Here is a 23,598-nt window from a genome sequence, read left to right on the forward strand (position 1 = left end):
AAAAACTAAATATATAACAATTTAGGCAATACAATTACCTCCACGCCTGATCTGGCTTTGTCTACACTCATACTATAGGAGTGTGGAGGTCTATGGAAACGACGAAACTTATAGGAACGAAAATTCGCCAATTTCGAAAATTGCGTGATATTACACAAGAACAACTGGCAGAAGCATCCGATTCAACAGGCTCCTACATAGGGAAGTTGGAACGTGGTGAAGTCAATGTGCAGATCAAAACATTAGAGAAAATAGCAGAGGCGCTGAACACAAACGTATTTGCATTTTTTAACTTTAATTCATATGAAGAACTCAAAAGCCAGCCCTGGATATGGGGATGTATTCATATTCTTTCCCAGCAGAGTGAAGCAGAACAGAATAAAGCTTATCGGATCATAAAAGAACTGTTCACCTCTTCAGAGGGTGAGCTTTTAGTGAGTAAATCAGGTGATTCGGATGCTAATGATAAATTAAATTCTTAGAATTAGCGGTGCGCCATACTCTCTAAATGTAAAAAAGGCTATGTCTCTCTACCTATAGTAGAAAAGTACATAGCCTTTTTGAGTTTTAAGGCGTCATTTGCTTAATGTTATATTCGACAGCTTTAAGTACTTTTTCATATTCTGCCCGTTGTTCATGTGTCGAATGGTCTTTGTATTTCTCAAACAATAACGTGATAGACCTGATATAGAAAGCCTTATCATTCAACTGTGAGGTTGCTTTGAGACTGTTCAACATACTATCGATCGCCTCAGAATAGTTTCCCTTATTAAAATAATAGCGACTAAGCTCGAGAAAAAAGCGAGAATAGGTCACCAGGTCATAGTTCGTCATATAATAAGAAATATTTGTGCGTAAGTTCCTAGATTCATTAATATTCTCAGCAAAATTGATCAAAATATCGTCCACTGTGTAATTGTAGGTATTGGCCGACTCTATTATGGTTAGTAGTCCAAGTAATATTTCCTGAGGATTATTCCTAATTAGTTCCACATAAGCGGGTAAATTAGTCATATCTCCCATTAGAATTTCTAAATTCAAACGGTTTGCCTCTGCCCACATTTCAAATTTCTGTGCTTCTAAAACTCCCACTTCATCTAGCCCTTTAAAAGAAGTCAATTTTTCATAGTAAGGTATAAATTTCATTGCTTCTTCATACAGCCCTTGCTTTTCAAGGGCAACTCCCTGTATTAAGTAGGCTTGACCATAATAGACGATTAGATGTCTTTCTGTATTTAGAGGCTTGATTTCATGTTTTTTCTGCCTAGTTAGAATCTGCTGTTCAAAAATATTTTTGGTGATCTCCTCAAGTTCTTTAGCATATTGTATAGTTGTCTCACAATCATCAACCTGGTAGTACACATTTGCCAGCTTTAATAAAGCATCCAGTTGATGATTTTCAGGCAAGTTTCTGCGATATGGAGCAAATTTTATAGCTTGTTGACGATTATTCTCCAGATCTTTGTTTAAAGAGCAAGAAAATAGCCTATATTGGCTGACAGCCAGCCGCTCGGAATGATGATACCTTTCGTTCTCTACCACACACTCGTAAAAAGGGACAGCTTCCTTTTCCTTCCCCCCTTTATGCAGTTCTTCTGCAAACTCAAATACTGTAGACACATAGGATAAGTCCTCCGTTAGTCTCGTCAATACCTTTTGAATACACTCCTTCCTCCCCAACTCCACACAACGCAATAAAAAAGGCTTAATCCGTTTCCAGTGCCCTTTCCCCTCGTGAAAGCATTCATCTATGTATAACTCATACAACCAGCCTTCGGGATACCCTAATGCCTTAGTGATCAAGTCCATCTGCCGAACGGAGATTGGCTTGGGTGGGTTACTGTTCAGCATGGTACTGAATGTACCACGGTTAATACCAGATATTTTACTAAAGCTGCTAAATGTATATCCCCTTTGCTTGAGTTCGGTCTCTATCGTCGAGCGGATCGTAGGTGTATATCTCATGTTAACACCTCATTTCAAATAATACTGTTAGCTCAAAATCGACTTCATGTTCCTTGATCGTTGGCTTAAAACGCAAAATTAAAGTCCTTCCCAAATTTCTCTTTATGAATTGTAAATTCATTATACTGACACTTTGTAGAAAAATTTTTATACTTCTCAAACAATATAATAGATTGTGCAAATACACTTGAACTATTCACCCATGTTGCCAGTTTTATATTTCTAAGAATTGTGTTTATTCCAGCATTATAATCTTTAAAATTAAATTGATATATAGCTAGTTGCAAATTAAAATTGCAATAATCATCCATATATAATGCATCCTCATTTTCAGAGAACTTTTGAATGTAATCACTAAAACGCTTTAATATATTGTCTATATTAAAGGATTGTTTATTAGCCACCTCTAATAATGTGAGAATTCCTGGCAATATCTCTTTCTCATTCTCTTCCAGTAGTAAAATATACTCTTCTAAATTACTTTTATCCCCCATTAATAAATCCAGTACATATCCATTAGCTGTTGCATACATTTTTAATTTTTCAACTTCTCTTTGGCCAACCTCATCCAAACCTTTAAACCAACTTAAATCTGCATATCTGGAAACAATTTTTTTAGCCTCCTGATATAATTCTTGCTTCTGTAATGAATAAGCTTGCATTAATAACGCTTGCCCATAATAAACTACTAATGATCGTTCGCTAGAATACGGCTCAAAATTATCATGCTTTATATCATCTTGAGCTACCCTATATTCATATATACATTTTGTGAGTTTCAACAATTTCTGGCTATAAAAAATAGTTTGACTCCACTTGTGTAAAGAAGAATAAATATTGGCCATCTGCAACAAAGCGTCCAACTGATAAGCTTCAGGTAAACGATCTAAAAAAGGAGAAAATAAAATAGTTAACTTTAAATTTTCTTCTGCATTGGTACCTAATTGTATACGAAACAACCTGTACTGACTAATAGCCAGACGTTCCGAGTGGTAATATCTTTCGTTCTCTACCACACACTCGTAAAAAGGGGCAGACTCCTTTTCCTTGCCTCCTTTATGTAGTTCTTCTGCAAACTCAAATACCGTCAATACATAAGACAAGTCCTCTGTTAGTCTCCATAATACCTTTTGAATACAGTCTTTCTTTCCTAAATCTACACAACGCAATAAAAAAGGCTTAATCCGTTTCCAGTGCCCTTTCCCCTCGTGAAAGCATTCATCTATGTATAACTCATACAACCAGCCTTCGGGATATCCTAATGCCTTAGTAATCAGGTCCATCTGCCGAACGGAGATTGGCTTGGGCGGGTTACTGTTCAGCATGGTACTGAATGTACCACGGTTAATACCAGATATTTTACTAAAGCTGCTAAATGTATATCCCCTTTGCTTGAGTTCGGTCTCTATCGTCGAGCGGATCGTAGGTGTATGTTTCATTTCAATCCCCCTCAATATAGTTGCAGTTATATCGTAAGTCATACTTAACATGTGATTTCGACCATAAGAACTTCATTACATTACAAAATAATTAAAATAGTGAAATATATGGTCTATAAAGTCATTTTATTTTATGATGCCTTAGAAGGAAGTCTTTTTTTAATGAATCCCGTGATAATTGAAAAGTTAAATGAGGTACATCTGGAGAAGCATTAAAAGCAAACTTCAAGTTTTTTTATTTGGATGTCACAAATGCATATCTTTTTCAGTTATATAGGCAGAAGGGAGGGACGTTAATGGAAAAGCTAAATACAAATAATCAAAACGCAGATATCAATCTTGTCATAGAGCAGGTCCAAACAGGCGACAAACAAGCATACACACATATCATACGGCGTTATCAACAACAGATTTTTTTATACTGCTACTATTTACTTAAAAATCGGGAAGAAGCGGAAGATGCTGCTCAAGAAATATTCATTAGAGGGCTAGAACATATACATCATTTTGTACCTACCGTCTCTTTTTCAGCTTGGCTTTACAAAATCGCTCAAAATCATTGTACTGACCTATTAAAAAGAAACGCTAGAACATTCAAGTCCTTCATTCAGTACAAACTGAATCTAAAGCAACAGCCAATACACGAATATACAAATTTAATTCACGAGTTACTGGATCAGCTAACATTAAAAGATCGTCAAATTTTATTATTACGTTCACTTGAGGATTACAACTACGAAGAGATTGCTACAATTATGGGGCTGAAATCATCCACGATCCGAAAAAGATATGAGCGACTCCGTAAAAAGCTAATCAACTACAATGAAAAGGGAGGAAAACAAATTGAGCACTCATTTAAACCCGGAAGATAAAGAAATTGAGCACTTACAAAAGCTTATTCGGAATACTCCATTACAAGTGGATTTAATTGATAGAACCATGGAACGCTATAGTACAATGAAAACAAGACGCTATAAGCGCTCTAACTCCCGTTCGAAAAGGGTTCGCAATACCTTTCTCGGAACCTCCGCCGCACTTGTAATGGCGTTTGCACTTGTCGTTAGTACTGGATTTATTTCACCAACAATGGCTGCTTCCTTGAAACAAATTCCAGGTATAGATTCTATATTCCAGCTTGCTGGTGATCTTGGTTTACAAACAGCGGATGAAAAAGGGCTAGTATCCAAACCAAATCTTAGTGACACTCACGATGGCCTGACTCTCAGCGTACCGGAAGTTATGTTTGATGGAACACGTATATCCATTGCCTTAGAACGACAAACCACTGACAAAAGATTTTTAAACACTGAATTACCCTTATTACTTGATGATTTAATACTTTCCATTAATGGAGAAGACATACACTCTTATGCACCTGCTAACACTAGCAACTCCATTGATCCTTATACGATACCTGGGAAAAATTCTAATTCAACAATTATACAATTTTCAGATTTACGTAACCAGGGAGGGAAGCCTTTCCCAGATAAGTTTAATTTAACAGTCTCCATGCCTGTCTCCGGCATTAAGCAACCATTTAAAATAGAAATTCCTGTGGAAAAGAACACCAAGAATAACTTTGTTTTTACACCGTCTCTTAAGCGAAAGTATTCAAACATTGACTATACCCTAGAAAAAGTTGAGCTCACACCGATTACAACCAGCATCACAACTCGCATAAAGCTACCTACTAATTCGAAAATTTCGTCACTTCCTTTTTTGGAGTATGAAATTTACGATGATAAAGGAAAACAACTGAAATCTATTAGCAGCAATGGTTGGAGTGCTACGGATGGCAACGTTCTGATAACTGATTCAAGATTTGAACCTTTCACCTCTCTCCCCAAATCAATTACTATAAAGGTCGACAAGGTTATCTTAAGAAAAGATGATAAGAGCAAATTTGAATTAGACAAAGATGGAAATCCAAAAATAGAGTATTTCCCTGATCTAGAGATTACTTACCCAATCAATCCATGATAATAAATAAGTGAAGGAAGTGAAGCGTACTTCACCTCCTTCACTGCATATAAATACTATCTTTCAACCTTAAAAGTATAAACTCCAAGTTTGTCTCCATTAGATTTAAAGGCTTCAACCTGAGCTGAACCATAGCCAATCATCTTAGCTTTATTTCCATGAAGTTCGACAACATCACTTCCATACAAAATCATCCAGTTAGAACCTTCCATAGCATATGAGCTACCTATACCTAATTTAAGTGTGGTATCCTGCTTTGTAATAGGTGGCTTTTCTCCGTTAGCAGGACTAAAGGTTACGGTTACTTTTGCTGGAGCTCCAACAGATATTGTTGAACTTACTGGTGAAGCCGAAGCTACTCCCCCTAAAGATAAAGCTAACGCGGAAATTGATAGTGCTAAGATTGCTTTTTTCATTTGTCATTTCTCCTCTTTAATAGTCTTCTTTAAAAGTTCTTAAGCTACTAAACACCTTGCTTTATGTCTGTGGCTACGTTTCTGTTACATTTTCCAACCCCCTTCCTTCTAATTAATTCCATTCTAATTCTTGATATGTTACAAAAAGAATAGAAATAAACATATCATTTCATTTTTTACAAAATAATCATATAGATGGCTTCTCGTATAAAAAAATGAGCAGGTAGGATACAAATCCCCCTGCTCATTTCAGCGATAGTATTTATATCATTTTAATTAGCTGTCGGTTCGGTTCCCCAAACAAGTACCCCATTATGATACAACGTAGCTTTCGTATGATCGGCGAATGAAGTTTGCGTGCCTTTATACGAGTAATCGTCACTTTCGTTATAGTTCGACCAGTCTGTTTTATGAATACGAGTTTGAATTCCGCCCGTGCTTCCTCTAGGTGCTAACACGCCTGCATCTGAGTTGAAGCTGACTTCCAAATAATAATCAGCACCGGTTGCAGCCTTATCCATTTTAACCAGTTTACCATTCAGCTTTGAGCAGCTCAGCATTGCATAGTCGCAGTTGAATGTCTGCTCACGGTCACCGTCGATCGTGTAGTAGTAGCGAATTTTCAACTCGTTGATCGGTACGGAGGCTGTACCTTTGTTTACAATTTGGAAATGCGGGTTCAAGTGATTGTCGTTCACATTTGTATCCGCTGTGCGATACTGGAGCACCAGTCCCGTTGTCGGCTGCTGAGTATCCGCTTTCGGTGCTGCGCTAGCCGTGTTCGAAAGCGTTTGACCTGCATCGTTCTTCGCTACGACTTGGTAATAGTATATCGTGTCTGCCGTTACGGCTGTGTCGGTGTAGCTGCTTTCGTATACATCGCTCGCTACGGTGGCGAACGTACCGTTTTCAGCCGTCGAACGCTTCACTTCATAGCTTGCGGCATTCGCCGATGCTGTCCAGCTCAGCTTTACTTTCGCCGTTTCGCCCGCTGCGTTCAGCGTGAAGCTGCCCGGTACTGATGGTTGCTCGGTAATGCCATACGTTTTTAAGTTAGTCGGGAGCTTTTCAAGCGTAATGACGTTCGGATGATTATACACTTTTTTCAGATGCTCCAGACTGTTTTGTTTGCCGTCTCTCAGGAAATCCCCATACCATGTAGCGAACCAGCTCCAATGGGCTTGATACGCCTTCATCAGATCAGGGTCCGGGATAGGTCCGTTTTCGCTCATGGCAACTAACTTTTTGTCCTTGCCCAATGTAACAAGGTCTTCGTATTTTGCAATCTGCGGGCTGTAGTCGCCTGCTTGCGGATAAGAGTCAAAGCTCAAAATATCCACATACTCATCTCCCGGATACCAATCCGGAGCAACAGAATTCCATACCCAAATCAAATTGTTCAGTTTGTGCACATTCGTCAAACGGTCATGCATCAAAATATACAATTTTTTAACAGGCTCAGGGCCTTTGGCGCCCCACCAGAACCATTTGCCTTCCGCTTCGTGCAAAGGACGGAACAGCACAGGAACTTTCGCATCCTGCAACTTCTTCAATTGCCCCGCAATTACATCGATGTCGCGAATAAGCAATGTATAATCTTCGGACTCTGGATGATTCATCGCATATTCGATATCGAATGTAGTTGAATCGGCATAAAAGCCTCTCCACCATTCTTTTCCCTGCGTATCGATCAGACCTTTCGGTGCGTTCCAATGCCATGCAAAGGTAACAATGCCCCCTTGCTTATCCCATGCAATCGCCTTTTCCGTCTCTGTGGAACTAAGACCGTGTTCCGCTCTGCTTGGCGAATAGTCGATCAGGTCAAGCGCTGCAATTGCTGGTTTTTTACCTACATTGGCTTGAAGCCAATCAATTTCGTTTATCTCCTCCTGACCAGAGAGCATATTCTTCCCGTATTGATCAACCAGGTAGTTCATCAATGCTCTTGCTTCTATCGTCGCATTCGGATTAATGAGCGTTTTGGTTACCGCATGCGGTGGACGGTCAGTAGCTGGCTCCAGCTTGACATAGTCGATATCATACCAGCCCCAGCCTGTTTCAAAACCGATCGTATTGGCCCCTGCATTCAACAGAACCTTACCACCGGAAGTCTCTTTAAAATCAGCCGATTTCGAAAGTATCAGCTCGCCAGACGCTTTGCCGTTTAAAGAGAAGTTCGTGCGTTTGTCATCATGAGGAGAACGGTAGCCGATTGTAAGATTGTACAAGCCTGCCGCCTCTGCCTGAATCGTCATCGCCAGGGAATCCCCCGGATTGTGGAAATTAGTTACATAACCAGTACCTGAGAAGCCAGTCCCGCTGGATTCCACAATGGTTCCCTTCAGCGTGCCCTCTTCGGCTTCATAGCGATTCGATCCGTCTACAGGCGCTCTAGGAACCGCTTTCAAAACATTGGATTCGCTTATTCCCGCCTTTGTTTTTGCGGTTATTTTATAATAATAAGAAGTGCCGTTCGTTACGTTGGTATCTGTATAAGACGTTTCGACCAAGTTGGATGCTACAGCAGTAAAAGGACCGTTTTCATACGTAGCCCGCTGTACACTGTACCCTACAGCTCCGCTGGAAGCGTCCCAGGATAAATCGACTTTCCCATCGCCAGCCTCAGCCCTCAGCGCAAAGCTTTCAGGACCTTCCACAGGTGGCACAGACGTATCATTGCCAGCAGTCAAGACGATATGATAAGCCGTCAATGGTGGTACTGTATAGGTAAAGCGGTTGCCTGAAATTTGCGTGATTGGTGCGGATTCCTTAATTTGCGAGCTATTTTTGTCGAAGCCCCATACTTTACCGGAACCGTAAGTCGTCTCGCCGGAAAGATCAAATTGGGCGTCGAATGCGCTGTCCATGCTTTTATTCATGACAACGAGGTGCAGTTCTTTGTAGGATGCATCTGTTACAGAAGCATGCACCGAGCTATTAACAATATCCGACGTTTGCGCGTTAACGCTGATATCACCGAAAGTAGAGCTTTTTCCGTCATAATTGCGATAAAGCTTGTAAGCGGCACTAACGTAGTTGTTGGCACCCTCCTTTAACTTCCAGTAGTTTGCCATATAAACGTCGTTTTTGCCCAAGATGCCCAACACATCGGCCATAGCGATACCGCCAGAAATATCATTTTCGCCGCCATAGCTATACTCAGTCAAAGCCAGCTTGGTTCCCGGGTAATACTTATCCACCGACTGCTTTAATCGAGGCAATAAAGGCAAGAATTCACTGTTCCATTGAGCGATCCAGCTATCTTCCTTGTAGGTCGGATCCCACAAAGTACGAGGCGCCTGCATTCTGGCTTTCTTCGTTTCGTCATTGCCTACCTCATTCGTAATTCGTATGCCTCCGCCCATCGCTTCGGGATACCAGTGGACGTCGAAAACATCCAGCAATCTCTTGCCTTCAGCTTGCGAGCTAAGGCGCATTTGATCCAGGTAATAGTCCACGAACCAGCTGTAGTTGCCTTTTACAGAGTTCCAATCAGGTGCGGTTTGAAGATCTGTATAGGCGCCAAAACCGTAAAGAACGGGCCCAAAAATTTCCGCACCCGCGTCAACCGCTTTAACAGCTTTGGATAAACTTACCGACCGGTCTACCAACTCTTTGGCTCCGACCTTTTCACCATGAATGCGCGGATGCGTGTGCGACCAGAGAGCGGGTTCATTGTCGAGCGCATATCCTTTCACGCCCGTCTTTGTTGAAGCAACGCCGTACTTTTTCACTAAAAAGTTGACGAATTCATCCGCATAAACCTGATTGTCATTCAGATCAGGCTGTAGTTGGAACGGCGCATTTTTAGCGTTTACGACCTGATTCCAACGAGCAGAAGGGGCCTTTTCACTTTCCTGCACACTTCCGTTTCCATCCTTGGCCACATAACCAGCCATCGGCAGCGTGACTAAAGAATATGTGCCCTGCTTCAGCGATTGATCGTGAAACGAGGTTGCCACCGCACCTGGCTTTTCACATTCGGCTTTTGTCAATCCGGCGTTGTCGCATAAATAGCTATCGCTGGACTGCATCCAGTCACTTCCTGCATTGGACATATTGTTTTCCCAGTTATATCCGGTCATTCGATTGCCACCAAGTCGTCTGGCAGTCAGATTCTCATCGCCTGCCAATTCCTGATTCGTACCGTAAATATAAGGGCTAATCGGCTTACGATCCTTGGATGTATCGACTTTAATGGTAACGGTCTTTGCCGTTTGACCGTGAACTACAGTTGGAGTCGGTAGAGCCCCCCCTACTATAATCGTGCATGCCATGACGACCGGCAGCCATTTGGAACGTTTGGACCAAATACCACTACTATTTTTCTCCTTCATGCCGCTTTCCTCCTTTAAGTTTGAAAAGAGCGGCACCCATACGAGTGCCGCTCTACAAGGCTTTAAGGCTCCTGATTCCAAACGAGTTTATCGTTCTGGTACAGCGTCATATCCCTGCTTGAAATGTTCCAGCCGAAGACAACACCCTCTTTCTTTGAAACTGGATTTATAATATTACCTTAACACAAAGGTATATTGACATTTTTAACTATTGTTTTAATTAGCTAGTATTAATTTCTTAAATAACCATATTGCTTGAGTATCCCAATAGCTCTTGCTTATCCACACTCGTCCTTCCTACCGTACTTTATCCTTTTGAATAAGCTTATAATAGATGCGCGCAGGCTCTGATTCTCCAGTGGATAAAATGTATTCTGCCAAAGGTGCGCACAGCTTTTGGAGGTAAAAGGAGTATAGTAGCTCGGCCGTGTCAAAATGAATTTTCAACACCTGCTTCATCAAACCTTCGAATTTGGAGTAATCCAGTTCTTCCGGGGTAATATCAAACGGGTACTCAGGAAAGGTTTTTTTCTGAATTTCAACAAATTGCTCCCTAAGCTTCGGTTGATTGCCTGAACGGGCAGCCGAGAAATTCATCATAAAAAAAGATACAAAGTCCGTCTCACGATCACTTAACTTATAGTACTCACACCAACGCATGAATATCAGTGGTTTTACCATATATAAATCTCCTTTAACAAAAGTTCAGATTTATCATGAATCTTACAAAAATCTAGTGGGTTCCATCTTATGTAATATATAGGTTAAGCCCCATTTTAAAATATGATTCCTTAAATGAATTTTGCTTTTTAACATATCCCCTTCTTATATATCTATGAAAGTGGACAACAAAAAAAGACCGTTTCAGTATCTTAATGACGCTGACCAAGTCTTCTCATAATCATCCGTATAATCGCATTCGTATTTATTCTAATCTTCTACATAGCTGCAAGGTTACAGGCTGCACGTGAACACATAAGCGGGCGGGACATTGCAGTTTACCTTTTTAATCTGAATGTCAGCAAAAAAGGTGCGGAAAAAATTGTGTTTGACCTTGCTGTACTGGAACGTAATAAATTTGCCTTCCTGGCCCAAAACCTCAGCCGTTTGTCCCAAAATAAGGCTAGATAACGCGCCTGGCAGGCTGGTGAAAGGGAGCCCTGATACGACATAATCCACTTTTGGAACCTCATACTGTCGTATATACTGCGCTACATGCTCAGCCGATCCATGAATGATGTGTACCTTCTCCAAGTGTCCGTACTTGCTTTGTAGCGTTTTGTAAAACGATTCATTAGCTTCAATCACTAAAAGTAGCGTTTCTGGACGCTTGTTCAAAATCAGCTCTTGCGTAAACACACCGGTCCCTGCACCATATTCAATAATGCACGATGCTTTGTCAAAGTAAATCGGTGTGGCAATTTGTTTGGCCAACTGTCTTGAGCTGGGTATAACAGCGCCTACGCTGCGTGGATGCCTGATGTACTCTCGAATAAAGTGAATCGCGTTCATCTTTTCCTCTCCCTGCTTGACACACATGATAGACATTCGGTTCATCGACGCTTCTTATTACATATTCATTGTATACCGATCAGAATATTGATTTCAAGCAGGCTACTGTCGGCATATAAAAAGAGCGTAGCCTTATTCGACTCTAATCAAATAATGACTACCCTCTTAGTGTAACATCTATTTGTTCATGGTATCCAACTGTGTACCCTCTGCCTGCGATGCCTGTCCAGCTTTACGTCGCCGTGCGCCTATATGCATGGCAACAATCCGATAGATGGAGGCCGGCTGTAGGGATACGGCCCAGCTCGCGTCTGCATCTGGTGCAAGCACGACCCCTAGCTGGTGATGATCGCCATCGTACATGCCTCGCTGCACAAACTTGCTCTCGCCTTGCAGATTGCGTACTTCCAGCTTGCAAAAGGCAGAATTGATCCGCAAGGCCTGGTGTAACTCGGCACGGGTATTCACAATAACTCCATTCACGCGGTAAATGGCCTCGCCCGGCAGTATGCCCATGGCTGTCGCCGGACTGTCTGGCAGCACAGCGAGCACACGCATCCCTTGCTCCGGATGGACAAACATCGGGCTAAGACGACTTTCCTCCATATTACCATACCAGATCAGTGCCTCATGAGCCAGAAAAGAGAATAACGCTGCTAACAATATCAGCGGACTCCACCATGCAGCCAGCAAGCTCAGCAGAAGTAAAGCCACACTGTACAGAAGCAAGCGGTTCGAAGTGAGTACCGCCTTCTGTCGTGGTAGCTGGCCTAGCGTCACGCTGCTGAAGCCCATCAGGACTGGTAAGGCTGCCAGCATATACCCGGTTCCGGCATCGCCGCCGAATAACGGTGTCCAGGGAAGCATGAATCCTCCCTGAGTGGGTACCAGCAATAACAACGGAATGGGCCAGAGATCTTCCATCCGATAGCCGCCAACCAATCTCCCCCGTTTGCCCTCGACAAACAGTGGAGTGGCAGCTTTCCCCCCTTGCCAGCGAACCAACAGCGCCTCAGCCACATGCAGCACGGCGACCAACACCAACAGTGCTGGAATATCCAATCCGCGGATAGCCGTTACTGAAGTTCCAAGCGCTCCCACAGGTTGCCAGCCACTGGCCACATTTAGGAAAAATTGAACCACACCTAGCAGACCTACCGAATAAGCGAGACACAGGTAACGGACGCGTACCAGCATGAGCAGTAATGTTGCTACCCACAGGCACACGATGGAAGCCGGGTTCAGATGCACGCTGACGAACATTCCCAGAGCGGATAGCGCCATTCCAGCAAGCAAACCACTCCATACGACACGCCAGGTCTCTGAGGCCCAGCTATGCATTTTAGTATGAAATAGCTTGCGCTCCAGCAGCATTTGCCGACGATAACCAAGTGCGACAATGAGTATTGAGATATAATAAAACGGCTGCATAAGCAGGTATAAGCAAGCATTCAAGACGCTCCATCCCCATTGTAATGCCCATTCCAAGTCCATTCACACTCCCTTATGCCCCTGGCCCGCTGTATAGCGGATCACGTACACTTCATATCCATTTATTCTATATGAAATTGCCAACGTAGGGAAGACAAACCGACAGACTGCAAATAAATCCCAATATAAAAGGAGGCTGTTTCCAGCCCCCTTGTTGTAGCCTCACTATTATTTCGCTACGCTTGTCTTCATTTCCTTCCGAATCTCTTCAATCCCCTGCTTGAGTTGATTATCATTTTTCGGATCACGAATTTTCTCAATCAGCTTGGCTTCCATCGCTGCTGCTGTCTTCGCATCAATGATGCCACTAGCCGTCAGCTTCGCTTGTTTTTGAAAAGCAATAACAGAGCTTTCAGTTACTTTGTCAAAATAGCCATCCTCGCGACCTGGTTTGTAACCCAAACCTTGCAGAATGATTTGTGCATTTTTCACATCACTGCTATTCATATTGTATTTCAAGGACTTTTCCTTGTTCAGCGGTGCTGCTGTGAAGTATTCAGGCTGTTCCACCGCGATGTTCGGCTTAATCCCTTTTTTATGAATCCACGTTCCATTTGGCGTTAACCATTTGGCAATCGTGATTTTGAGCAGGCTACCGTCACCCATTTGCTTGTCATAGCTGGTTTGTACAGTACCTTTACCAAAGGAGTTTTCCCCGATCAACACAGCACCTGCTGATTGCTGGAGAGCACCTGCCAGAATTTCGGACGCACTTGCGCTACCTTTATTCATTAGCAAAGTCACAGGGTAATTTTTACGTGAACCTTTGGATTTCTCTTCTTCACGCTTCTGATTCTTGTCTTCCACTTGTACAATCGTTTTGCCGGAAGGTACAAATTGCTGCGCAATCTCAATGACAACGGAAAGCACGCCGCCCGGGTTATTACGCACGTCAATGACGAGCCCTTTTAGCCCTTGCTTCTCGAGCTTCGCCAACTCTTCCTTGAATCGTTCTGCTGTATTCAAGGAGAACTGGGTGATCGTGATGACGCCTACACCGTCGCTTTCCATATGAGCTGTTACAGTTTCCATATCAATATTGTCACGGGTAATCGTGTATTCGAGCGGATCAGGAGAGCCACTGCGCTGAATTTTGACTTTCGCCTGACTGCCTTTAGGTCCACGGATTTTGGAAACGGCCTTGTTCAGATCCAATCCGTCCAGTGTTTCACCATTAACAGACAAAATAATATCCTTAGAGCGTAGCCCTGCCTTTTCAGCCGGCGAGCCTTTAATTGGCGTGACTACAACTACTTTTCCGTTTTCAGCCGCTACTTCAGCTCCGATCCCGGTAAAAGAGCCTTCTATAGATTGCTCGAACTGTTGTGCAGTTTCTTTACCCATATAAGAGGAATACGGGTCGCCGAGCGACTCCATCATACCATTGATGGCGCCATCCACCAGCTTGGTACGATCCACATCCTGATAATATTGTCCCTGAATCAGGTCCATCGCCGTCTCGATTTTGCGGATATCACTTCTGGAGGTAGAACTGCTACCTGTCACACTCGCCAGCAGTCCTTCGCCCAGAGCGCTGTTCCCTACTGTAGTCGTTCCAGTATAGGCAAAAGTGAGCAGACTGCCGCCAAGCAGCCCGATCACCATCAAGAGTATCGCTGTACTTTTTTTCAACATCTAATCGTCCACCGCCTTCTCGTTATCTTGTATCCTATTGCCTTACAACGCATATCCATCCACGAAGTATACGTCTAGCTTGTACGGAATATGTTAATTGTATCCTACTCCGTGTCTCAATGCACATGTTCTTCATCGGATATTAACCATTACAGCAAAGCCCTATCTACAACCGTAATGGCTATAAATAGGGCTTACCTTATTTACTATAAATAGTTCATCGGATTTACAGGTTTGTTATTTTCGCGCACCTCAAAATGACAGTGAGGTCCCGTGGAATTGCCCGTCGAACCAACTTCTGCAATTTTTTGACCACGTTTCACAGTCTGCCCCGTATGAACCACCGTACCGCCATTGCGAATGTGTCCGTATAGGGTCCACAGTCCGTCTCCATGGTCAATTACAACTGTGTTTCCATAACCACTCCACCACTCGGCAACAATGACAACACCGTCTTCAGCTGCATGAATATCAGTTCCCTGCGGAGCCGCCATATCAATACCTGTGTGGCCTTTAAGCTTGCCAGTAATCGGATGTACCCGCATGCCAAAAGTAGATGAGAGTCTGTAATGAGATACAGGTAAAGCCAACGTACCTGATCCACCCGTATACGTACTGGCTGCCGCATGGCTGGAATTCGAGGCAGCGCCTGAGGAAGAAGATGCATATCGTTTGGCTTCAGCCGCACGTGCAGCCGCTCTGGCGCGTGCTGCTTTGGCAGCCTGCTCCGCTCTGAGCTTGTTCTTCTCCTGCACCAGACCCACACGTTTGTTCGCGAGGGCTACCAGCATGTCATTTTGCTCTTCGCTGATTTCATCTGACTCCGCAATATCATGATCATAATTGGAAATCAGTCTTTGCTTCTCTTTCTCCTTCGAATTCAGTTCTGCTTTGGCGCCCTGCTTGAGCGCATACAGCTTCTTGGCATTTTTATATTCCGTATCCAGCTGCTTCTTCTTACTTACGACCAGAGCCTTGTCCTTTTTATGCTCGTCCAACAGGATTTGATCCTGCTCCACGATCGTTTTCAGGGAATCTACCCGGCTAAGAAAGTCACTAAAACTGGACGAAGACATCAGCACGTCCATATATGAGACGGTTCCATCCGTATACATCAAACGCACACGAGTTTCCAGCATTTTTTCCCGTGACTGGATACGATCAATGGCCTCAGCTAAATCTTTTTTAGTCGCACGCAGATTATCTTCCGTTTGATCAATCTGAACCGCAACACGAGTCAGCTGATCACTGACACTGTTAATCTGAGCAAGCACAATTTTTAGGTTTTGCACGGTTTTATTTTTGTAATGTTGGGCATACTGTTTATCTTGAGCAGCCTTTTCCTGTTGTTGCTTGGCAGATTGGGCCTGCTTTTCCAATTTGTTCAGCTGCGAATTGATCTCACTCATGCTTTTGGCATATCCGTCAGAAGGCTGGATTAGCAATGCGGCTACCAAGGTAGCGGCCAACACAGATCCTGTTTTTTTCAACTTGCACTCCCCATCCTTTATCGCAAAATAACACCGGGCTTCCCCGTTCTATTAAATCGACCACGACGTCCAACCAGCGCTTCTTATACTTTTAAGAACTTGCGCATGGACAGGGTACTGCCAACAATTCCGACCAGCATCCCCAAAATAATCAGCAATGCACTCAACTGAATCCAAATGCCTTCAAGTGGCATAAGCTTCAACATATTCAGAGCTATATCGCCCTGAACGGCTGTGAGCAAACGCTGATAGCCAGTAAATAAAATACCTACGGTAATCAAGGAACCAATGAGACCGATAAGCGCTCCTTCAATAAAAAACGGCCAGCGTATAAAAAAGTTGGTCGCACCGACCAGCTTCATAATGCCAATCTCTCTTCGTCGTGCCAATATGGTCACGCGAATCGTATTCGAGATGAGGAACATGGACATGATCGCCAGTCCAGCGACGAATATAAAGCCTACATTACGAATGAGCTTCGTAATCGTAAAGAGCGTCTCTACGGTGCCTTTTCCATAACGAACCTTTAAAATCGGTTTCTCTGGATGCAACGTATTCAGCTTCTCAATCTTTTCGGCCACAAATGGAACCGTTGTTGGTTCAATAACCTCTACCACAATTTTGTCCGGCAGTGGATTGCTGTCCTTGTCAAAACCCTCCAGCAGCTCCTTGCCGCTGTCACCCAAATCTTTGCGCAGCTCTTCCAAACCCTGAGCTTTAGTCACAAAGGTCGTTTTGCTGATTTCTGGCATCGCCGCGATTTCCTTTTGCAGTGTTTCACGCATGTTTTGCTCTACATTCAGCTCCAGAAATACGTTAACCTCCACCTGACTATCTGCCTGATCAGCCAGGGAATTGACGTTGAGCACCAGCATGATAAATACGCCCAATATGAGCAGTGACACAATAATCGAGGTGACGGATGCCACGGACATCCAGCCATTGCGGAATATGTTTTTGAAACCTTCCCGCACATGACGTAAGAAGGTGTTAAAAGTCATATCCGTACTCCCCTCTTACCTGATCCCTTACGATGTTGCCATTTTCAATGGCAATCACGCGTTTACGCATAGAGTTCACGATGTCCTTATTGTGGGTCGCCATCACAATGGTCGTGCCTCGAAAATTAATTTCGTCCAGCAACTGCATGATCTCCCACGATGTTTCCGGGTCCAGATTTCCCGTAGGTTCATCGGCAATGATCACGGAAGGATTGTTTACGATGGCCCGTGCAATCGCTACACGCTGTTGCTCCCCACCGGAAAGCTGGGCAGGCTCACGATTCATTTTTGTTTTCAAGCCAACCAGTTCAAGCACTTCGGGTACCCGTTTGCGAATCAGCTTCTTGGGAGCTTCAATAACTTCCATAGCAAAAGCCACATTCTCATAAGCCGTCAAACGCGGCAAAAGCCGGAAATCCTGAAAAATGACTCCGATGTTACGACGAACGTAGGGAATTTTACGCTGCTTGAGCTTCCCGATATTAAAACCATTGACTGAAATTTGCCCCTTGGTAGGTACTTCTTCTCTATAAATAAGCTTCATAAAAGTCGATTTCCCCGCTCCAGACGGGCCGACTACGTATACAAACTCATTGCGGTCAATTCTGACCGATACTCCTTGAAGTGCGTGGGTTCCGTTAGTATAGGTCTTCCACACATCCTGCATTTCAATCACTCGATCACTTCCCGTTGCTTAATCATATTACGCATAACCTAATATCCATTCGACATATTCCATGCATTTCCTTTAAAAACTTCTCTATTTCATCATACCGTTTATCATTGTAACAAATTTGTTACCTAAATAGTACCGAAAGTTTTCTGCTTTTGGCACATATATATGAATATTATGGCACACGAGTACGCTATCAAGCTTATCAGACAGGAGACATCTGCATTATGAAAAAAATTCATTTATCTGTCATTTGGATATGGTCTGGTGTTCTGGCGCTAGCCATGTTGTGGGGAGGACTTCATCTGTACGCCGACAGACAAACACTGCCGGAGGGAGTGAGGGTCGGAGGAATTAACGTAGGAAGCATGGATCACACAGCCGCTCTTCGGCTGGTGGATAAAAAATTGGATGCATTGAAGCAACGTCCACTACTTCTGACGGACAGTGACAGCAGTGCACAGGATATAAAAATTACACTCGGGGAAGCAGGAATTCATTATAAAGCGGAGGCATTTCGGAATGCCGTGACGGCACTCAGCTCGGAGCATCTATGGACTCGTGTGCAGACACGTTTTAGCTTCGAGAAGGAATGGTCTATCACATCTTTCCGACAGGAGGAGATATTAAGGGCCCAATTCGGAGCCGATTGGGAGGAGCAACGATATGGCATGCCTATCAATGCTGTGCGACAGATTGACGGGAATGATCAGGTTCGTTATATTCCGGGGCGCTCTGCCCGACGCCTAGATTGGCCCAGATTGGACGCCGCACTAGATAAGGCGCTGCCCAAGGATTTTACCGCTTCGGAAGAGCCCGTACGAGTGGAATTACCTTTCCGTCAGCTGGAGCCGAAAATTTCAGTAGACAGTCTGCGTAACGAAGGGATTGAGCGCAAAATCGTCCAGTTCTCCACCAGTCTAGGCAGCAGCTCGGAAGGACGCGTGTACAACGTTAACTCAGCGGCAAGCACCGTTGATGGTTTAATTCTCAAGCCTGGCGACATATTCGACTACGGCCAATTGATTGCCAAGGCTGAGCGCACTCATGGCTTTCGTGAAGCTCCAGTGATCGTGAACGGTCAGTTGGAGTCCGGTATAGGCGGCGGGATTTGTCAGGTATCCAGCACGGTGTATAATGCAGCGCTGCGAGTCGGTTTGGACATTGTTGAGCGCCGCAACCATTCCTTGCCGGTCAGCTATCTGCCCAAAGGTCAGGATGCGACTTTCGCTACGGGGTCCATTAATTTCCGTTTTAAAAACAATACAGGCAAGCATTTGTTACTTCGTGCGGCTGTCCAAAACCGAACACTTACTGTTAAATTTTTTGGTACATTTCCGTCCAATATTTCGTATGAACTGGAATCCCATACGGTTCGCGTACTTCCCATACCGGAGAAAAGACTCCGTAATGACTCACTTTCCCCCGGCTTCTATCAAGTACTTCGGCAGGGCAAAGAAGGGTATGTGGTAGAAACATTTCGAGTAAAAAAGGTAGACGGAAAAGCCGTAGATCGCACCCGAATCAGCCGCGATACGTATCGAGCGCAGCAACGCATTATAGCTAGTTATGGCGGTGGCACATCGTCTGAGCCACAAACACGTGAACCCGAGAAGTCTATTGTCGAGGATGGTATAAGCGAATAAACGAAAAATCCCCCTTCCATTGTCGGCTGGACTTGTTCCAGACAGAATGAAAGGGGGATTTTAGCTATAAATTACTCGCTGCGTTTACCCAAAACAGAAATTTCTACAGGCTCACTTTCGTTACCGTCTGCATCTTTAGCTTTGATTACCAGTCTAACCGTTGCTTTTTGAGTAAGCACACTGATACTAAATGTGCCATCATCTTTGGCTACTGCACTACCGATAGGCAGTTCGTTGGAATAGGCGGTTACTGTGGAACCTGCTTTAGCTGTCCCCGTAATTGTACTTTCTCCGTCATACACATCGTTGACTTTCAGTACTCCCGTAGTTGCAACTGTGTCTGTAGTGCTATCTGTAGTCGTATCCGTAGTTGTGTCTGCATCTGTGTTGGTATCTATTGTTGTAGAGTTGTTCGTAGTCGTGCTATCTGTGCTGGTATTTGTGCTGCTATCTTCTGTTTCGCTGCCAGAAGTAGTCGACGTGTTACCATAAGTGGAATCTGTCACGTTGCTGTATGTGGAATCCGTTACCGTTCCACCAGGAGTCGTCGTCAGATTATCAACAGGGCTCAGGTTGTAGCCGGAAGCAGCGTCCAGAATAGCAATTGCCTCTGCACGAGTCAGCGACTTCAGTGGCTGAAATTTACCATCCGGATAACCGTTGATGATTTTTTGCTCCGCAGCTGCCGCTACACTTTTCTTTGCCCAAGATCCAATTTTGTCGGAGTCAATAAATTTAGTAACATCTGCTGCGTTACCCGCAGTGAGTCCAATAGCTTTGCCTACGATAGCCGCAGCCTCTTGACGTGTTACCTTACCATTTGGTTTGAGCTTGTTACCTGCATAGCCGCTTATGTAACCTGCATTCACGGCACTTGTCAGCTCGTTGTATGCCCAGTGAGAAGCTGGTACATCTGTGAACGTTCTGCCTCCATTACCGTTTACTTTTACACTGTCCGCATACGTTACGTCTGTCACAGCTGGAGTATCCTGCGTGAACGTACCCAAGCTGCGGTTCAGAAGAACAATAAATTCTGCACGTGTGATTGCCGCATCCGGTTTTACCGCGCCGTCCAATTGTCCTGTGGCTGACCAGCGTTGCACCTGATCTCCTGCCCAATGTCCATTTGTAGTTTGAGGAGCAGCTGCCGCTGCGCTGAATGCGCTAAGAATAAGACCTGTACTCAATACACCTGTAACTGTATTTCTTAACTTTTTTCCCATGCTATAAATTCCTCCTCTGATTGGATTCATCATTCTTTTTTAAACACTTTACCAGAAATCAAACCCAAATAACCCCCAAATTAAAAAAATCGTCCCATATAACCATACCCCCTCCTAATGTAGGATAAATAAGAAACGGGACTTAATACCTAGTCACTCGCTTGGATATGTATATTTAGACAGGCTAAGGTATACTGAATGAATACTCAGTCATATGCTGAACACCGCAATGAGGTCACAAACCCCTAGGAAAAGAGGTCTTCTTATGGCTCTTATTCAATGTCAATTTTATTCGGAAGTTCTTGGTCTGAGCACATCCATGAATGTTATTCTTCCTCAGGCAACCCGTTCACAAATTGGACTAGAGGGCAAGCAAGGAACCGGGCCACATCCGACGCTGTATTTGCTGCATGGCCTATCGGACGATGATTCAACCTGGTTGCGTCGAACCTCCATTGAACGCTATGTGGCCTCATTGGGCCTGGCTGTCGTTATGCCCCAAGTACATCGGAGTTTCTATACAAATATGGAGCAAGGAGCGGCTTATTGGACCTTTATCAGTGAAGAATTGCCGGCTTTGGCACGTTCATTCTTTCCTCTATCCGACAAGCGTGAGGATAATTTTGTAGCCGGACTTTCTATGGGTGGATATGGTGCTTTCAAACTGGCACTCCAGCATCCAGAGCGGTTTGCAGCCGCTGCCAGTCTTTCGGGAGTCATGGATTTACACGCATCACGCACCGATCCTATGCAAAATGCGATGAGTCCAGCGGAATGGCTTAACATTTTTGGGCCAGATGAAATACGCGGAACAGATCACGACTTGCTAGAGTTGCTAAAACGTCATGCTGCCTTGGGGACCTCACTCCCCCGACTCTACCAATGCTGCGGCACAGAGGATTTCCTCTATAAGGGAAATCAGGCTTTTCGTGAAACATGTAGTACCGTCGGAGTTCCGCTGACCTACGAAGAAGGTCCTGGAGCGCATGAATGGGGGTACTGGGACGCGAAAATTCAGGATGTTCTGGCATGGCTACCGCTCAAAGAGCACTAAACAGGTTAAAAAATCCCCGCAGCTTCCCTCATCGCACCATGGCGAAGGGATAGGCTCGGGGATTTATTATATGCACATTAGGGATTTGTCGTGGTCTCCGTTGATGGAGATTCTTTAGTTAGTGACTTAGGCAGTACTTTATACAGGCGCCACTCGCCATTAAACTCACGTTCAAGCTGAACCCATGGGGCACCATGTTCATATAAGTTCGGATATACCATATTGATCTTACTCAGTGGCATGCCTGACATGATCTTAGGTACAAGGATATAATCCACATGGTGATCCTGCGGATAACTTAATGCCTTATTGAACGAATAATCGCTGGTGATCAGGAAGCGTTTAGGATGTTGGCTGTAAACAATCATCGTGTAGGCTGAAGCCGAATCGGTCATAATGGTAGACTTCGGCAGATGCTCATCCAACCAAACGGCAATCCTACGATCTGACTCCTGTCTCACATAGTTCACATTACCTGTCCGTGTGAGAAAGCTGTTCTCATCCGGTGCAATATCCGGGCGAGTCAACGCATAGGAAAGTAATCCAGCGGTAAGCAGCAGACTGACGGATACCAGGCCAAAGGCTGCCCTCCGCCATCGTCCCTGAAGCTGGCTCAACTCATAAGGCAACCAGGCTACGGTAATTGGGAATACATACATAAAATAACGAAACCATCCATACGAGGATTGCTTCATCATAAGTAAAAACTGCAATCCCGGCACTGATAGGAACAGCAGCAAAATAATCAGTGTTCCCCATCGGAACAAGCGTCCACTCAACAGACGAATGAACAGAATAGCAAACAACGGTACCGAATACCAAAGTGTTTTGGAAGCAATAAATTTCAAGGCCACCAGCGGATTGGAGAAAATCTCTACAAACTTATCATCATTCAGCAGCTCTGCCGATTGGGCCGTGTTCGAATACTCCGAATTCAGGAAGTAAAAAGCATTCCCCATAATGAGATAGTTAAAGAAAATCCACAACAGCCCGGAAAAGACCACGGGGAGCAGAAGCAGTAACCACGTTGCCTCGACCTTGTGCAGTTTTTCTCGCAAGGCCAGCTCGCGTCTGCCCATGTTTCGATGGAGAAACAAAACCGCCAAGACCACGCCACCTGCCATTGCCACGCCCAGAGGAACCGCTTCATAACGAGTCCAGAACGCCATGGCAAGCGCTAATCCAGAAACAATCAGACTTGCCGTCATGCGATCCTTGAGCCACAATGCAAACTCAATCACCGTCATCATAATGAAATATATGTATAGCGAATCACTCAGCCCATTGGCACCAAACAGTAAAATAAACGGATTCAGTGCATACAACAAAGCCAGCAGCAAGCTCATACTAGAGCTGAGCCCTGTTCTGACACCCGCCCGATATAGCAACATAGCGGTCAAAGCAGAAAAGGTAGCACTCAAAATAACAGCAGCCAATCCATAGGTGGCTAATGCCGGAAAGATTGGATACAGCAGTAGAATCACCATTTCCAGAAGACTGGGTAGTGGATTCCAGATAAATCCGATGGCGCCCAGATGCGGGTCGCGGCTGTACAGCACGTAAAATGCGTTAGCTACGCGACTGAGCGCGTCTGTGTGCATATATCCCAGAACATAGCTGAAATAGATGCCCGCAGAAAGTTCCAATGCAAGTATAAATACAAACAGACCTATAGCCATCCATCTGCTTGCAGACCATTTGCGAAAGGACATTCCTCTCGTTCCCCCTCAAACTTC

18 protein-coding genes are annotated in these 23,598 nt (G+C 44.2%); 5 read left to right on the forward strand and 13 right to left on the reverse strand.

Features of this window, described 5'->3' with window-relative positions:
- Window positions 1–92 precede the first annotated feature (92 nt).
- Complete coding sequence (locus ACWA2B_RS04285) at window positions 93–482, forward strand: helix-turn-helix domain-containing protein (RefSeq protein WP_341040149.1); 390 nt, start codon at window positions 93–95, stop codon at window positions 480–482.
- An 85-nt stretch (window positions 483–567) separates the two neighbouring features.
- Here the strand turns inward: ACWA2B_RS04285 and ACWA2B_RS04290 are convergent, their stop codons facing one another.
- Entirely contained in the window at window positions 568–1,965 is a 1,398-nt protein-coding gene (locus tag ACWA2B_RS04290) for a helix-turn-helix domain-containing protein (protein WP_449291732.1), read from the reverse strand.
- A gap of 65 nt (window positions 1,966–2,030) precedes the next feature.
- Window positions 2,031–3,404 (reverse strand): helix-turn-helix domain-containing protein, encoded by a 1,374-nt coding sequence (locus ACWA2B_RS04295; RefSeq protein ID WP_449291733.1) that lies wholly within the window; start codon window positions 3,402–3,404, stop codon window positions 2,031–2,033.
- Window positions 3,405–3,700: 296 nt separating this feature from the next.
- On the opposite strand from ACWA2B_RS04295, the gene ACWA2B_RS04300 reads away from it, so the two are divergent.
- On the forward strand, window positions 3,701–4,276 hold the full coding sequence (locus ACWA2B_RS04300) for an RNA polymerase sigma factor (RefSeq protein ID WP_449291734.1): 576 nt from the start codon (window positions 3,701–3,703) through the stop codon (window positions 4,274–4,276).
- Entirely contained in the window at window positions 4,248–5,384 is a 1,137-nt protein-coding gene (locus tag ACWA2B_RS04305) for a DUF4179 domain-containing protein (protein ID WP_209947879.1), read from the forward strand. The genes ACWA2B_RS04300 and ACWA2B_RS04305 overlap by 29 nt, the downstream gene beginning before the upstream one ends.
- Window positions 5,385–5,440: 56 nt before the next feature.
- Here ACWA2B_RS04305 and ACWA2B_RS04310 read toward each other — a convergent pair whose 3' ends face one another.
- The 9 genes from ACWA2B_RS04310 to ftsE all read right to left on the reverse strand — a co-directional run bounded on the left by ACWA2B_RS04310 (window position 5,441) and on the right by ftsE (window position 17,942).
- On the reverse strand, window positions 5,441–5,800 hold the full coding sequence (locus ACWA2B_RS04310; protein ID WP_449291735.1) for a hypothetical protein: 360 nt from the start codon (window positions 5,798–5,800) through the stop codon (window positions 5,441–5,443).
- Between the two features lie 272 nt (window positions 5,801–6,072).
- The gene (locus tag ACWA2B_RS04315) at window positions 6,073–10,137 is read right to left on the reverse strand and encodes a glycosyl hydrolase (RefSeq protein WP_449291736.1); all 4,065 of its coding nucleotides are present in this window, start codon (window positions 10,135–10,137) and stop codon (window positions 6,073–6,075) included.
- A 297-nt stretch (window positions 10,138–10,434) separates the two neighbouring features.
- Window positions 10,435–10,818, reverse strand: a complete 384-nt coding sequence (locus ACWA2B_RS04320; RefSeq protein ID WP_029514546.1) for a hypothetical protein — start codon at window positions 10,816–10,818, stop codon at window positions 10,435–10,437.
- A 273-nt stretch (window positions 10,819–11,091) separates the two neighbouring features.
- Window positions 11,092–11,649, reverse strand: a complete 558-nt coding sequence (locus tag ACWA2B_RS04325) for a class I SAM-dependent methyltransferase (protein WP_029514547.1) — start codon at window positions 11,647–11,649, stop codon at window positions 11,092–11,094.
- A 177-nt stretch (window positions 11,650–11,826) separates the two neighbouring features.
- Window positions 11,827–13,143: a PDZ domain-containing protein gene (locus tag ACWA2B_RS04330; RefSeq protein ID WP_069010688.1), complete on the reverse strand. Its 1,317-nt coding sequence runs from the start codon at window positions 13,141–13,143 to the stop codon at window positions 11,827–11,829.
- Window positions 13,144–13,308: 165 nt separating this feature from the next.
- Complete coding sequence (locus ACWA2B_RS04335) at window positions 13,309–14,775, reverse strand: S41 family peptidase (RefSeq protein WP_029514549.1); 1,467 nt, start codon at window positions 14,773–14,775, stop codon at window positions 13,309–13,311.
- Window positions 14,776–14,981: 206 nt separating this feature from the next.
- A complete protein-coding gene (locus tag ACWA2B_RS04340; RefSeq protein ID WP_029514550.1) occupies window positions 14,982–16,265 on the reverse strand; it encodes a M23 family metallopeptidase in 1,284 nt (427 codons plus the stop codon).
- Window positions 16,266–16,348: 83 nt separating this feature from the next.
- On the reverse strand, window positions 16,349–17,266 hold the full coding sequence (gene ftsX / locus ACWA2B_RS04345; protein WP_013312238.1) for a permease-like cell division protein FtsX: 918 nt from the start codon (window positions 17,264–17,266) through the stop codon (window positions 16,349–16,351).
- Complete coding sequence (gene ftsE, locus ACWA2B_RS04350) at window positions 17,256–17,942, reverse strand: cell division ATP-binding protein FtsE (RefSeq protein ID WP_023990620.1); 687 nt, start codon at window positions 17,940–17,942, stop codon at window positions 17,256–17,258. The genes ftsX and ftsE overlap by 11 nt, the downstream gene beginning before the upstream one ends.
- 224 nt (window positions 17,943–18,166) lie before the next feature.
- Between ftsE and ACWA2B_RS04355 the strand changes: the two genes are divergently transcribed.
- Window positions 18,167–19,585 carry a VanW family protein gene (locus ACWA2B_RS04355; protein ID WP_029514551.1) on the forward strand — a complete coding sequence of 473 codons (1,419 nt, stop codon included), beginning with the start codon at window positions 18,167–18,169 and terminating at the stop codon, window positions 19,583–19,585.
- A 71-nt stretch (window positions 19,586–19,656) separates the two neighbouring features.
- Here the strand turns inward: ACWA2B_RS04355 and ACWA2B_RS04360 are convergent, their stop codons facing one another.
- A complete protein-coding gene (locus tag ACWA2B_RS04360) occupies window positions 19,657–20,808 on the reverse strand; it encodes an S-layer homology domain-containing protein (RefSeq protein ID WP_069010686.1) in 1,152 nt (383 codons plus the stop codon).
- A 265-nt stretch (window positions 20,809–21,073) separates the two neighbouring features.
- Here ACWA2B_RS04360 and ACWA2B_RS04365 point away from each other — a divergent pair, with 265 nt between their 5' ends.
- Complete coding sequence (locus tag ACWA2B_RS04365; RefSeq protein WP_449291737.1) at window positions 21,074–21,862, forward strand: alpha/beta hydrolase; 789 nt, start codon at window positions 21,074–21,076, stop codon at window positions 21,860–21,862.
- A gap of 77 nt (window positions 21,863–21,939) precedes the next feature.
- Here the strand turns inward: ACWA2B_RS04365 and ACWA2B_RS04370 are convergent, their stop codons facing one another.
- Complete coding sequence (locus tag ACWA2B_RS04370) at window positions 21,940–23,574, reverse strand: glycosyltransferase family 39 protein (RefSeq protein WP_449291738.1); 1,635 nt, start codon at window positions 23,572–23,574, stop codon at window positions 21,940–21,942.
- Between the last annotated feature and the right edge of the window lie 24 nt (window positions 23,575–23,598).

This window comes from Paenibacillus sp. CMM36 (assembly GCF_053570945.1).